This is a genomic window from Mesorhizobium sp. CO1-1-11 (assembly GCF_020164995.1).
Taxonomy (GTDB): domain Bacteria; phylum Pseudomonadota; class Alphaproteobacteria; order Rhizobiales; family Rhizobiaceae; genus Mesorhizobium; species Mesorhizobium australicum.
The window spans coordinates 161,881-175,052 of record NZ_JAIUHE010000007.1 but is presented as its reverse complement, the minus strand read 5'-3'; the positions used below and the strand labels follow the sequence as shown (position 1 = coordinate 175,052).

Below are 13,172 nucleotides of genomic sequence, written 5' to 3'. Positions count from 1 at the left end.
GGCCCATACCGGGAGTACCTAGCCATGACCTTCCTCAGCACCATCAAGGCGGCGGCTTTGTCCGCGGCGATGATCGTGTCGGTGGCCTTGCCATCAGCTCATGCCGACGAACAATATTTCCCGCTGCAGAGCTATCGCGTCGGACCCTACGCGGCCGGCGGCACCGGCTTCTTCGGCGGCTTCATCGATTATCTCAACCTCATCAACATCCGCGACGGCGGCGTCAACGGCGTCAAGCTGACCTGGGACGAGTGTGAGACCCAGTATGAGGTCGAGCGCGGCGTCGAATGCTACGAGCGGCAGAAGAGCCATGCGGGTGCCGCTGCCTGGAACCCGCTCTCAGTGGGCATCGCCTATGCGATGATCGACCGTATCACCGCCGACAAGGTGCCGCTGATTACGGTCAACCATGGCCGCACCGACTCGACCGACGGGCGCGTCTTCCCTTACGTCTTCCCGCTGCTGCTCAACCCCTACAGCGAGACGTCAGGCATCGTGAACTATATCGCCGCCAAGGAAGGCGGCATCGACAAGCTCAAGGGCAAGAAGATCGTCGTGCTCTATCACGGCTCGCCCTACGGCAAGGAGACCATCCCGATATATGATTTGCTGGCGCAGAAATATGGCTTCACCGTGCAGCAGATCGAGGTGCCGCATCCCGGCAACGAACAACAGTCGCAATGGCTGACCATCCGCCGCGCCAAGCCTGCTTTCGTCGTCCTGCGCGGCTGGGGCGTAATGAACCCGGTGGCGCTGAAGACGGCGGTCAAGGTCGGCTATCCCGTCGACCACATCGTCGGCAATGTCTGGTCGAATTCGGAAGAGGACGTCATCCCCGCCGGCGATGCCGCCAAGGGCTACACCGCCATCACCACCCAGGCCTCGGGCAACACCTATCCGGTGGTGCAGGAGATCGTGAAGACCGTCTACGGCGCCGGCAAGGGCAATCTCGAAGACAAGTCGCGCATCGGCTCTGTCTACCACAATCTCGGCATCGTCAACGGCATCCTGAATGTCGAGGCGATCCGCGTCGCGCAGGAGAAGTTCGGCCATCGCACGCTGACCGGCGACGAAGTCCGCTGGGGCTTCGAACACCTCAAGCTCGACCCGTCCAAGGTCGAGGCGCTCGGGGCCAAGGACCTGTTCCACTCGATCAATGTCAGCTGGGACAACCACGAGGGCGAGGGCTACGTGACCTTCCAGCAGTGGGACGGCAAGAAGTGGAACGTCGTTTCCGACTGGATCGCGCCGGATTGGGCGCTGCTGCGGCCGATCATCGAGAAGTCGGCCGAGGCCTATGCCGCCGAGAAGGGCATCAAGCTGCGCACCGCCGACGATGCCAACGCCGTGACCACCAACTGATCTCCGGGCCGGGTGCCGTGGACACCATCCGCGGCGCCCGGCCCATCCGCAAAGCACGGAAACAGCCATGCCGAACGACGACATCATCCTGGCCGTGGACGCGGTCCACGCCACCTATATCAACGCCATCACGGCGCTGCATGGCGTCAGCTTCGAGATCAGGCGGGGTGGGATTCTGGCGCTGCTCGGTGCCAACGGCGCCGGCAAGACCACGACGTTGAAGGCCGTCTCCAACCTGCTGCCGGCAGAGCGCGGCCAGGTCAACGCCGGCTCCATCCGCTATGATGGCTCGGATGTCTCGCGCCGCAAGCCGGGCGATCTCGTACGCGCCGGGCTGGTCCAGGTGCTGGAAGGCCGTCACTGTTTCAAGAGCCTCACCGTCGAGGAAAACCTGGTCGCCGGCGGCATCGGCCGCAGCGGCCGCCGAGCCGAAATCAACGCGGACCTCGAACGGGTTTATTCCTATTTTCCGCGTCTCAGGGAAAAGCGCCGGACATTGTCCGGCCTCACCTCCGGTGGCGAACAGCAGATGACTGCCATCGGCCGCGCGCTGATGTCGCGGCCGCGCCTGCTGGTTCTCGACGAGCCCTCGATGGGGCTTGCCCCGCTCATCGTGCAAGACATCTTTCAGACGCTGAAAAAACTCAACCGCGAGACCGGTCTGTCGATCCTGGTCGCCGAGCAGAACTCGGCGGTCGCGCTTCGCTATGCCGACCACGCCACCGTGCTCGAAAACGGCGTCTCGGTCCTTTCCGGCGCGGCCGCCGATCTTCGCCAGCGCGAGGATATCAGGGCGCTCTATCTCGGCCAGCAGCCGTCGCCCGCCGCCAAGCCATCCCGTCTCCACGCCGTTGCCTGAACCGAAATTTGAAGGAGCAATGAAATGACCGTCTCGACCGTCAAGACAGACCATGCTTCCGCCGCCGTACCGCCGGTCGCAAGGCCCTCGGCACCAGCACACATCATCAGGGACGATGCGGAGGCGATCGCCATCGCCCATGCGCTCGCCGCCGAATTCGTCAAGGGGGCGTCCAGGCGCGACCGCGAGCGTATCTGGCCGGTTGCCGAGCTCGACGCCTTCTCCCAAAGCGGCCTGTGGTCGATCAATGTGCCGAAGGAATTCGGCGGGCCGGAACTGTCCTATGCGACGCTGGTCAAGGTGATCGAGATCATCTCGGCGGCCGATTCCTCAATCGGCCAGGTCGCGCAGAACCATCTCGGCGTCATCGCGGCCATCCGCACCGTGTCGGATGTGGGACAGCAGAAGCTGCTGTTCACCGAGGCGCTGAAGGGCACCCGGTTCGGCAACGCCTTTTCCGAGTTCGGTTCGAAGCGCGCCGCCGATTTCGAGACCCGCTTCACCGACGCCGGCGACCATGTCGTCGTCAACGGCCGCAAATTCTATTCGTCCGGCGCGCTGCTTGCCCATCTGGTGTCGATCGTGGCGCTCGATGACGAAGGTCGCGCCTGGTATGCCATCGCCGACCGTGGTGCGCCCGGCCTGACCGTTATCGACGACTGGTCGAGCTTCGGCCAGCGCACGACGCTCTCCGGCACCGTCATCATCGACAACGTCAAGGTGCCGAAGACGTATCTGGTGCCGGGCTACAAGGGCTACGACAAGCCGACCGCCGACGGCGCCATCTTCCAGATCATCCAGGTGGCGGTGGACACCGGGATCGCCCAGGCGGCGATCGACGAGACGGTTCACTTTGTCAGGACCAGGAGCCGCGCCTGGATCGACAGCGGCTTCGACAATGCCTGGGACGATCCCTATACCATCCAGGCTGTCGGCGACCTCACGCTGCGCCTGCACGCGGCGCAGGCGCTGCTCGAAAAGGCCGGCCATGCCATCGACAAGGCGGTGGCCGAGCCGACAGCCGAAACCGTCGCGCATGCCCAGATCGTTACCGCGGAAGCAAAAATCCTGTCGACCGAGATCGCCATCGCCGCAACGAACAAGCTGTTCGAACTGGCCGGCACGCGCTCGACGCTGGCCGAGCACAATCTCGATCGCCATTGGCGCAACGCCCGCACGCACACGCTGCACGATCCGGTGCGCTGGAAATACTCGATCCTTGGCAAATATTTCCTCAACGGCGAGAATCCGCCGCTGCACGCCTGGAGCTGATCTGCCGGAGGCGGACGGCGCGCGCTGCGGTCGACCTGGTCGTCGTCGAGTGGCTTTGCCCTGACGGTTATCCCCTTCGGGATGCCGGCGGCGGGTGAAAGCTTACGCGCAATTTACGACCATCGGTTACACCGGTTCCTGTCTGATTCGTTCGGGACAGGAACCCCATGAGCAAAGCCCTCACGACCTTCGCACTCGTCTCCGTCTTGACCGCCTTGCTCATGGCGCTGAGCCTTGCGGTGGCCCGTCACGGCTATCCCTATGGGGCGATCGGCGTCAAGCGTCTCGACGGCATCGCCGACGCCGGAACGTTCATTCCGCTTGCGGCTATTTTTTTCTTCAGCGCGCTGTTGATGATGATCCTGCCGATCCGCGCGGCCAGTATCGTCCTCCTCCATGCCGCCGATGCGATCTTCTGGACTGTCATTGTGCTGTTCGCCACCATCGTCGGCGGCCTGCTCGCCCGATGGGCATTCGGTCAGGGCAGCGCTCTTCTGGCGTTGTTGAACTGGCGGTTCCTGTTTGCCGTGGCGGTCGTCGGTTGCCACTTCGTCATGAACGAGTTGCGCCACAACGTACTGCTGCGCAGCTTGTTTTTCGTGATCTTTGCCGCCGCCACGCTGGCCTGCCTGTTCTGGTCGTTTACGCTTTAGCCGGAACCTACCATCCTATCGCCGCCTGTTCTTCGTTCCATGGCGAAGCGCTATTGGGATCACGAGTTCGGAGTCTTCGGGCTACCGGCCGCCGGAGACCGCTTTCGCGACGTAGCGCGAAAAATCCTCGACATCCGCAGCCGAAGGCTCCTGGCCGGTGAAGCTGCGCAGATACGCGGCAACATGCGGCAGGCGACTGCTCATCGGCTCGTTGAGTTCGAGCGAATAGTAGCCGATCTGCATGAAATAGAGCACGCGAGCGCGAACGAACGCGTCTTCCTCCTCATAGCCATGACGCAAGAACATGCCGCGGATGGCAGTGACGCGTTCTTCGTCGGCCTCGTCGAGCGCACGCCGGATGGTGGGGGAGCGGCGAGCCCATGCCCGGATGGCGAAATCCAGCCGGGGATCGAACAGCTTTTCGTCCACCCAGCATTCGAAAATGCTCATCACCCCGCGAATGACAGTCGTGGAAGGGCGTGTGGCACGCTCGACGATGAATCGGGTATTGGTCTGCCGCCAGTGGTCCAGCAATTGGTCGAGCAGATCCTGCCGGCTCTTGAAATACCAGTAGAAGCTCGAGCGCGAGACATCGAGTTGCTGGCCAAGCGTCAGCACACGGACGCGTTCGACGCCGTCCGAGATCAGGGTTTCAAGCGCCAGCTTCAGCCAGTCTTCGCGGGTAGCCTTGACGTTGCCGGTGGCGCCGGCGCGCTGGATCGTCGTTTCGATTGCTGCCATCTTGACGACGCATGACACGCCACACCAGGCAAATCAAGATTGTGGACATGCCTGTACAGGCGATCCGGCCTTGACCCGGAGCGCTGCCCGCCCATGTTAGCCGGATTGCTTGGCGACGCGGCTCCGTCGCCGCTGCCGCGAAGGCGTGGGTGCAGCCCGGGGACTTTTGTCGCGGTCTCCAGGCCCAGTGCGTGCTTTCCCGCAAGGCAATTGTCTGGCAAATACCACTTCAGACAGATGCCGCCGCGCGGCCAACAGCCAGGAAGGCAAGGACATGACAGCGTTTCGAAAAAACCTCATCGATGGTGAATGGGTCGGCGATGCCGGCTCCCGCAACATCAACCCCTCGGATACCGGCGACGTCGTCGGCGAATATGCTTCGGCGGGGGTCGAACAGGCGGGCCAGGCGATAGCGGCGGCCAAGGCGGCGTTTCCAGCGTGGTCCCGTTCCGGTCCGCTGGCGCGCCATGCGGTGCTGAAAAAGGCGGCCGACGAGATCATGGCGCGCAAGGATGAACTCGGCCGCAATCTGGCGCGTGAGGAAGGCAAGACGCTGGCCGAGGGCATTGGCGAGACCATCCGCGCCGCCCAGATATTCGATTTCTTTGCCGGCGAAACATTGCGCCTGTCGGGAGAGGTGGTGCCAAGCGTGCGGCCGGGCGTCGGCGTCGAGATCACGCGCGAAGCGGTCGGCGTGGTCGGCATCATTACGCCGTGGAATTTCCCTATTGCCATTCCCGCCTGGAAGATCGCTCCGGCGCTGGCCCACGGCAACACCATCGTCTTCAAACCGGCCGAGCTCGTTCCCGAAAGCGCCTGGTCCATCGTCGACATCCTGCATCGCGCCGGCCTGCCCAAGGGCGTGCTCAACCTCGTCATGGGCAAGGGCTCGGTGGTCGGCCAGGCGATGCTCGACAGCCCCGACGTCAACGCCATCTCCTTCACCGGCTCGGTGGGAACCGGCAAGCGCGTCGCGGCGGCAAGCGTCGAGCACATGCGCAAGTTCCAGCTTGAAATGGGCGGCAAGAATCCGCTGGTCGTGCTCGACGATGCCGATCTCGCGGTGGCTGTCGATTGCGCGCTGAACGGCGCCTTCTTCTCGACCGGCCAGCGCTGCACGGCCTCGTCGCGTTTGATCGTCACCGAAGGCATCCACGACCGTTTCGTCGACGCGCTCAAGGAGCGCATGGAAAAGCTGGTGATCGGCGACGCGCTCGACGCGCAGACCCAGATCGGCCCGGTCGTCGACGCCACCCAGCTCAAGCAGGACGAGGACTATATCGCCATCGGCGTCCGCGAAGGCGCCACGCTCGCTTTCGGCGGCGAACGGCTCGACCGCAAGACGCCGGGCTTCTATCTCAAGCCGGCGCTGCTGACCGAGGCCACCAACGCCATGCGCAGTTCGCGCGAGGAGATTTTCGGCCCCGTCGCCAGTGTCATCCGCGTCCAGGATTATGACGAGGCGCTTGCCGTTGCCAACGACACGCCGTTCGGCCTGACCTCGGGCATCTGCACCACGAGCCTCAAGCACGCCACGCATTTCAAGCGCAACTCCGAAGCCGGCATGGTGATGGTCAACCTGCCGACGGCGGGCGTCGATTTCCACGTTCCTTTCGGTGGTCGCAAGGGTTCGAGCTTCGGTCCGCGCGAACAGGGCCGCTATGCCATGGAGTTCTACACCACGGTAAAGACCGCCTATACGTTCGCGGGATAACCTGGCGCGCCGGCCGACCGCCGGCGGACCGTCGCCTCCTCTGGAAACGGACCGGTGCAAAGGGATGACATTGCAGGACCTGACCTGGCTCAACCCGCCGCCGCATCATGCCATCGAAGGTGATAGCGTGCGCGTGCGCACCGGCAAGGAGGCCGATTTCTGGCGTGAGACCTTCTATGGTTTCTGGCGCGACAACGGCCACTTCCTGTATCGGCGGGTCGAGGGCGATTTCACTGCCGAAGTGACCGTCAAGGGCGACTACGAGGTGCTTTACGACCAGGCCGGGCTGATGGTCCGGCTGAGCGAAACGCACTGGATCAAGGCCGGCATCGAATACACCGATGGCCTTGCCTATTTCTCCGTCGTCGTCACCAACGACACCTCGGACTGGTCGCTGGTGGCCATTGCCGCCGGCCCTGACGGCGTCAGGATCCGCCTGACCCGCCACGGCGAGGCGGTCCGCGTCCAGTATCTCGACGCTTCCGACGGTCATTGGAAGCCGGTGCGGCTCGCCTATTTCCCGACCTCGAAGATGGTCGATGTCGGGTTGATGTGCTGTTCGCCGCAGCGTGAAGGTTTCGAAGTCACGTTCTCCGGATTTTCGGTCGGTCCGCCGATTGCGCGGGATCTACACGACTGATCCTGGCAACCGGGCTCCGCGTGGCGTGTGCGAACGGACCGGTAGGACATTGCGGCCCCAAGGCCCTTCCATCTCTCGGCATAGGCCTGGAAGCGTTCGGGAACGCTATCCGTCTTCCACGCCCGGTGCAGGATCGGCGGGATAATCGGCAGCTCATGGGGTGATCCGAGACGGCTGGTCGTCATCGCCGTCATTATCCAGGGCCAGCCCGGCACGGACGGCATCGCGGATCGCCTGCGGGCCAAACCTTGCCCATACGGCCTGGTGGGCGCGCACGCGCTGCCTTGCCCGGCGCCCGGCGTCGCGTGAAAGTTGGATGGCCATGGCGGCCAGGCCTTCGTCGCTGGCCGACAGCAGCACCTCGTCGTTCTCGACCAGGCCCAGGCCCTCGGCCGCGAGCGGTGTCGCGATCACGGGCACCCCCCAAGCCATCGCCTCCAGAATCTTAATGCGCGTGCCCCCGCCCGCCCTGAGCGGGATGATGCTGAGATGCGCGCTGGACAGGAGCGGACCCACGCTTTCGGGATCTTCAACGAGCTCGACATCGGGCAACCCGCGCAGGGCCAGCACGGCCGGTTCCGGGCCGCGTCCGGCGAGAACCAGCTTCCCGCCGGGCAAGGCCTGGCGGATGCGGGGCAATATGGTCCGGGCCAATCGCACGGCGGCGTCGACGTTTGGAGGATAGCCGAGATGACCGATGAAAAGGATCACCGGAAAGCCGCTATTGGCCGACGGTTCCGGGGGCAGCACATCGGGAATCGCCTCGACGTTAGGAATCCCATTGGGAACGACATCGATGGGCATCGCGCGCCCGCCAAAGCGCATCAGCTTCTCGCGATCCTCGTTCGAGCAGACCCAGACCCTGTCGACAAGGGCGAGCGCCTTTCTTTCGAGATGCCTGATGCCAGGCACCGATGCGGCAACGGAAAGGCGCGATGCGGTCGCTTCGGCGCGTTTCATCTGCGCGGACAAGTCGGACTCGACATTGTGCATGTCGAGGATGAGCTGCTTTGCCAGCGATCGCAAAGGCCGCAGCAGCTTGAACAGGCCGATGCTCTCGACCACCACGGTGTCAGGGCGGAATTCGAGGATCAGTGCTTCCAGCCGCGCCAGGGCCGCGCGCGAAACGCGATGCTCCTCCCTTATACGCCACCATCCGATGGAAGCCGTCCGGGGCTCTCCCTCGATCGACAGCGCCTCGGTGCGGATCAGCGGATTGGGCGCGGTCATGGCGATGGCCCTGGGCCGCACCGAGGCCAGGCAGACCGGTCCGAACGCGGCCGCCGCCACGGCATTGCGATAGTTGCGCAGATCCGCGCCGGAAGTCGGCGGAAACGCCGGCTCATGGCACACGATCAGCACGCGTCGCCCGCTGCCGCGCGCCGGCATGTCGACATTGGGCCGCGCGCTCAAGGCGGACGCCCGACGCTTCGCGCCAGGAGTTGCGCAAGCTCTTTCTCGGACGACATTAACGAGGCCCCCGCAGCCACAGAAATCAGCTTCGACTTGTTTAGCCGAACCGTGCTTTCGTCAAGCGCTGGATCACAGTCTGATGCCCGGCGCGCTTGCCTTGCGGATCGGTCGCAATGCGGATCCGGCTGGGACCGAGCGCAAAGGCTTATCGCCTGGACCAGGCCAGCCAGCGGGCCGCCAGGCGCCTGCGCAATGAAGTGAACCGTGTCCGTCGGTAAGCGTCGCCCGCCATCTTGATGCCTTGCGCCTGTGTCGGGAAGGGATGGATGACATCGGCCAACGCATGCAATCCCATCCCCGAACGGATAGCGAGGGTCACGGCATTGATCATCTCGCCGGCATGGCTGGCGACGACCGTCGCTCCCAGGATGCGGTCGGATCCCTCCCTGACGTGGATCTTGACGAACCCTTCCTCTTCGCCGTCCATCACGGCGCGGGCGACATCGTGCATCAGGACCGTATAGGTCTTGACTGGAATGCCGTTGCGCCGCGCCTCCAGGGGATAGAGACCGACATGGGCGATCTCCGGATCGGTATAGGTGCACCAAGGGATAACGAGTTCGCTGAGCCTTTCGCGGCCGCGAAACAGGGCATTGCGCACGACGATGCGCGCTGTTGCCTCGGCGGTGTGGGTGAACTTGTATTCGAGGCAGACGTCGCCCGCCGCGTAGACATTTGGGTTGGTGGATCGCAGATAATCGTCGACCTTGATGCCGCTGGCGTCATAGGCCACGCCGGCTTCATCGAGGCCCAGGCCATCGACGTTAGGCGAACGGCCGACGCCAGTGATGATCTCATCGACCGTAATCGTCGTCGTGTCGCCATCCCGCATCAGGTCGGCGGCCTTCTTCTCGCCCTCCATCCGCACCGCCACCACTTCGGTGTTCAGCCGCACCTCGATCCCCTCGCGCGCCAGCGCATCCGAAAGGATCTGCGCGGCGTCGCGCTCCTCGCCGGGCAGGAACATCGGATCGCTCTGCGCCAGGATGACCTTGGCGCCGAGCAGGCAGAAAGCCTGCGCCGTCTCGCAGCCGAGCGGCCCGCCGCCGATGACGAGGAGCCGCGGCGGGCATTGCGTAAGATCGTACATGGTCTCGTTGTCGAGATAACCGGCCTTGGCAAGCCCCGGAATCGCGGGCCCGCTCGCATGCGCGCCCGTCGCGACCAATGCCTTCTTGAAATGCAGGGTCCTGTCCGCGACCACGACGGTGTCCGGTCCGGCGAAGCGCGCTTCGCCGAAATAGAGGTCGATGCCCTCGGCTGCGACGGAAACGGCCGAATTGGCACGGCTGATCCGCTGCCGTATCTGCCGCATCCGTGTCATCGCCCGTTGAAAGTCGACACGAAGGTGGTCTGGCGGGTCGCCGCCAAAGCTCTCGGCATCGCGCATATCGGCATAGAGCCTGGCCGTGCGGATAATCGACTTCGACGGGATGCCGCCGACATTGACGCAGGCACCACCGATCAGCCCGCGTTCGATCAGCGCGACCTTCGCGCCAAGGCTCGCGGCGTCACGCGCGGCGGTCAGCCCTGCCGGCCCGGCCCCGATGACAACGAGATTGTAGGGGCCGTTCGCGGTCGGGTTCTTCCAGTGCGCGGGATGCGCGCCCCTGATCAGTTCGACGTCGTTGCTGTCGACGGGGAACACGGCGGCTCTCGTCGATTCACGCGACATCGAGCCCTCCGGATACCGGCCGCGACAGCCATCCGCCGGTGAAACCCGCCTTGCCCAGGCCGCGACGGATATGGGGATTGGAACGCATCAGCCCCCAGATCAGTCCGGAACGGTGGTTTTCGATCATCATCACCGCGATGCCCTGGTCGAGCCCGTAATGGCCTTCCGAGACCCAGCCGTTGCGGCCGAATTTGCGGCGGTTGGCCAATGTCGGATTGAAACCGCTCGGCAGGCGGAAATCGTCGAGAACCTCCGGATAACGATCGACGAGGTGACGCAGCGCCGCCAGGCAAATGTCCGGCGCGAAAGGCAGCGACGCCGGATAGGACCATGGCGCGATTGTCCCGTCATCCGGTCCGAAAGGCGCGCCGCGCGCGGCATAGCCGGAAAACCGGTGGGGCCGCCGCTCCACGCTGGCGCGGAAGCCGCCCGGTCCGTCTCCGGCCGAAAGACCCCACAAATTCTCGCCGTAGCCGTCAAAGCCGTAAGGGTTGTGCCGGGCGTAGTCGCGGTGAAGGTATGTCGAGCGGCGGCTGTTTTCGAAATAGTCCGAATTCTTCTCCCGCATGAAAGCGTCGCGGATGCCGGCGAAATCGATCCAGGCATGCGAGAACTGGTGCATGAACAGCGGCCCGCCATAGAGCACGTCGTGGTCGTAGATGTTTTCCCATTGATAGGTCGCCGTCCAGGCCTCGTAGCTGTCGTCCGAGGTCGGGCGGTCCGGAGAAGCCATCGACAGCACATAGAGGATCGTCGCCTCGTTATAGCCTTCCCAGCCATAATGCAGAAAGCCGCTCCTCGGCTTCCAGCCCTGGCGGAGCGTCGGGCTGCTGCCTTGCGCCCATCGCCAGTCGACGCGCCTGTAGAGCGCCTCGGCCAGGAGGCGGATTTCGGCTTCGTCGTCATTGTCGTCGGAAAAATACGCGCTCGCCACCAGCATGCCGGCGATCAGCAGGGCGGTATCCACCATCGACAGTTCGCAGCGCCAAACGCGCAAGCCGCTCCTCATGTCGAGAAAGTGGTAGTAAAAACCCTTGTGGCCGGTGACGTCGTGACCGCTGCCTTGCGTGCTGGTGTGGAAAAGGCGTAGCGCCGCAAGGGTCAGGCGGGCAGCCGCGTCGCGCGTTATCCAGCCACGTTCGACGCCGATCGGATAGCAGGACAGGGCAAAACCGACGACGGCGATGCTGCACGGCGAATTGGGCCGCGACGTGTCGGCGACCAGCCCGTTGTCGGGGTTCACGTTCTCCAGGAAATAGCCGAACGCGGCGCGTTGACAGCGGTCCAGCAGTTCGTCATCGGCCAGCGCGGCGGGATCTGCTCTAAGCAATCGATAAAAACTCCAGCCTGATGGCAGCAACGCCCTGCGCAGGTACGGTGACATCGAACAGAAGGGTATGATCGCTGAAGGCGATCGCTTGCGGCTGTTTCGGCATCGCCGAGGCCGCATGCAAATGCTCTACCATTGCTCGGCTCAGGTAATCGGGACTTCCCATCGTCGCCCATAGCGCCTTGGGGTTGGCATTTGCCGCATCGACGCGTCGGATGGTTACCATGTCGGGCCGCCGTGCATTCTCAAGTTGAATCTGCACGGTCTCGTTCGCGATCGGATGCCGCGGCAAGGCGAAGTTGGAAATCAGCACGGTCAACGAATTTCCGTCGCGCACACACCAACTGTCGACGGTGGGATGATTGCCTTGAGTCGAGAGGATTTCGGTTCCAAGGCCATGCAGCATTTCGAAGGCACGGTAAGCCGGTTTGGCGACGCCGTGAAGGTTCATCAGGCCGAAACCACCATGAAAGGGCAGGGATGGAAAATAATTCTCTTCGAAAATATCCGAAAAGGTCCAGTAGCTGTAGCCCTGAACCAGCCCTCTCGCCTCCATGACCGTCTTGACGATGAAGGCGGCGGCATAGGGCTCGTCGTGCATGGGATCGCGCGGGTTCGACGATGTGCACCATTCGGTGTAGTAGAGCGGACGGTCGCCTGTCTGCCGTCGCGCGGTGCGCGCCTCCTCGCGCAGGACGCTTCGAGTGCTTTCCGAGAGCTGGGCTTCGGTGTCGTCGCCAGGCTGGCCGAAGGCATCGGTCGGATAATGGTGCGTGCTGACGAAGTCCGCGGGAAGACCGTTCTGGCCACAGTATGCGATGAACTCATCGACCCAGGCATTGTCGGCTGTGGCTGGTCCGCCGACCTTCAACTGCGTGTCGACGGATTTGATAGCTCTAGCCGTGTAAGCATACAGCTTGAAATAGTCCTCCTGTTTGCCGCTGCCGAACGCCTCGAGATTGGGTTCATTCCAGACCTCGAAGAACCATTGCCGCACCTCGTCGAGGCCGTAGCGATCAACCCAGTGAGCGACGAGCTTCGAAATCAGCGTCGACCACTGGTCGTAGTCCTTCGGCGCGCTGACATTGGCGCGATAGCGGAAGACGATCTTTCCGGACGACGACAGCATCGTCGGCGTGAAACTCAGCTCGACGAAGGGGCGCATGCCGATCGACAGCAGGAAATCGAAGATCTGATCGGCATTGAAGAACGAATAGAGCGGCTTGTCGTCCTGGTCGATGAGCGTGCCCATGTCGTCATCGAGCAGCCCGTGAAAACGGACATGGCGAAAGCCGAGTTCGTCATGCGCCCGGCGCATCTGCGCCTGCCAGTCCGCGCGCAGGGCGAGTGTCGCGTGGCCGCTGCCGACCGTATGTTCCCAGAAGTGGGGGAATTCCTCTCCCTGAACGCCGAGATCGCAGCGAAAGGTCACACCCGTGGAACTGTCTGAAAT

Annotated in this window: 11 protein-coding genes; 6 read left to right on the top strand and 5 right to left on the bottom strand. The window is 63.6% G+C overall.

Annotated features, from left to right (window positions below):
* Nucleotides 1-24 precede the first annotated feature (24 nt).
* From LB554_RS10275 to LB554_RS10260, 4 genes are all read left to right on the top strand, one after another.
* Complete coding sequence (locus tag LB554_RS10275; protein ID WP_140714313.1) at nucleotides 25-1,362, top strand: ABC transporter substrate-binding protein; 1,338 nt, start codon at nucleotides 25-27, stop codon at nucleotides 1,360-1,362.
* Between the two features lie 67 nt (nucleotides 1,363-1,429).
* Nucleotides 1,430-2,221, top strand: a complete 792-nt coding sequence (locus tag LB554_RS10270; protein WP_140821618.1) for an ABC transporter ATP-binding protein — start codon at nucleotides 1,430-1,432, stop codon at nucleotides 2,219-2,221.
* A 24-nt stretch (nucleotides 2,222-2,245) separates the two neighbouring features.
* The gene (locus LB554_RS10265) at nucleotides 2,246-3,493 is read left to right on the top strand and encodes an SfnB family sulfur acquisition oxidoreductase (RefSeq protein WP_224584356.1); all 1,248 of its coding nucleotides are present in this window, start codon (nucleotides 2,246-2,248) and stop codon (nucleotides 3,491-3,493) included.
* 167 nt (nucleotides 3,494-3,660) lie between these two features.
* A complete protein-coding gene (locus LB554_RS10260) occupies nucleotides 3,661-4,146 on the top strand; it encodes a hypothetical protein (RefSeq protein WP_318013199.1) in 486 nt (161 codons plus the stop codon).
* 81 nt (nucleotides 4,147-4,227) lie between these two features.
* Here LB554_RS10260 and LB554_RS10255 read toward each other — a convergent pair whose 3' ends face one another.
* Nucleotides 4,228-4,887, bottom strand: a complete 660-nt coding sequence (locus LB554_RS10255; RefSeq protein WP_224584354.1) for a TetR/AcrR family transcriptional regulator — start codon at nucleotides 4,885-4,887, stop codon at nucleotides 4,228-4,230.
* 274 nt (nucleotides 4,888-5,161) lie between these two features.
* Between LB554_RS10255 and LB554_RS10250 the strand changes: the two genes are divergently transcribed.
* Nucleotides 5,162-6,601: an aldehyde dehydrogenase family protein gene (locus LB554_RS10250; RefSeq protein WP_015314241.1), complete on the top strand. Its 1,440-nt coding sequence runs from the start codon at nucleotides 5,162-5,164 to the stop codon at nucleotides 6,599-6,601.
* A gap of 64 nt (nucleotides 6,602-6,665) precedes the next feature.
* On the top strand, nucleotides 6,666-7,241 hold the full coding sequence (locus LB554_RS10245; protein WP_224584352.1) for a DUF1349 domain-containing protein: 576 nt from the start codon (nucleotides 6,666-6,668) through the stop codon (nucleotides 7,239-7,241).
* Nucleotides 7,242-7,394: 153 nt separating this feature from the next.
* Here the strand turns inward: LB554_RS10245 and LB554_RS10240 are convergent, their stop codons facing one another.
* From LB554_RS10240 to LB554_RS10225, 4 genes are all read right to left on the bottom strand, one after another.
* A complete protein-coding gene (locus tag LB554_RS10240) occupies nucleotides 7,395-8,654 on the bottom strand; it encodes a glycosyltransferase family 4 protein (protein WP_224584351.1) in 1,260 nt (419 codons plus the stop codon).
* A gap of 205 nt (nucleotides 8,655-8,859) precedes the next feature.
* Complete coding sequence (locus LB554_RS10235; protein ID WP_224584349.1) at nucleotides 8,860-10,389, bottom strand: mercuric reductase; 1,530 nt, start codon at nucleotides 10,387-10,389, stop codon at nucleotides 8,860-8,862.
* Nucleotides 10,379-11,719 carry a glucoamylase family protein gene (locus tag LB554_RS10230; RefSeq protein WP_224584348.1) on the bottom strand — a complete coding sequence of 447 codons (1,341 nt, stop codon included), beginning with the start codon at nucleotides 11,717-11,719 and terminating at the stop codon, nucleotides 10,379-10,381. The genes LB554_RS10235 and LB554_RS10230 overlap by 11 nt, the downstream gene beginning before the upstream one ends.
* Entirely contained in the window at nucleotides 11,712-13,151 is a 1,440-nt protein-coding gene (locus LB554_RS10225) for a GH39 family glycosyl hydrolase (protein ID WP_224584346.1), read from the bottom strand. Before LB554_RS10225 ends, LB554_RS10230 begins: the two co-directional genes overlap by 8 nt.
* Between the last annotated feature and the right edge of the window lie 21 nt (nucleotides 13,152-13,172).

Excerpts from the sequence above, each read along its gene's own strand:
- LB554_RS10275 (WP_140714313.1), top strand. The coding sequence starts at position 25 with ATGACCTTCCTCAGCACCATCAAGGCGGCGGCTTTGTCCGCGGCGATG.
- LB554_RS10270 (WP_140821618.1), top strand. The coding sequence starts at position 1,430 with ATGCCGAACGACGACATCATCCTGGCCGTGGACGCGGTCCACGCCACC.
- LB554_RS10265 (WP_224584356.1), top strand. The coding sequence starts at position 2,246 with ATGACCGTCTCGACCGTCAAGACAGACCATGCTTCCGCCGCCGTACCG.
- LB554_RS10260 (WP_318013199.1), top strand. The coding sequence starts at position 3,661 with ATGAGCAAAGCCCTCACGACCTTCGCACTCGTCTCCGTCTTGACCGCC.
- LB554_RS10255 (WP_224584354.1), bottom strand. The coding sequence starts at position 4,887 with ATGGCAGCAATCGAAACGACGATCCAGCGCGCCGGCGCCACCGGCAAC.
- LB554_RS10250 (WP_015314241.1), top strand. The coding sequence starts at position 5,162 with ATGACAGCGTTTCGAAAAAACCTCATCGATGGTGAATGGGTCGGCGAT.
- LB554_RS10245 (WP_224584352.1), top strand. The coding sequence starts at position 6,666 with ATGACATTGCAGGACCTGACCTGGCTCAACCCGCCGCCGCATCATGCC.
- LB554_RS10235 (WP_224584349.1), bottom strand. The coding sequence starts at position 10,389 with ATGTCGCGTGAATCGACGAGAGCCGCCGTGTTCCCCGTCGACAGCAAC.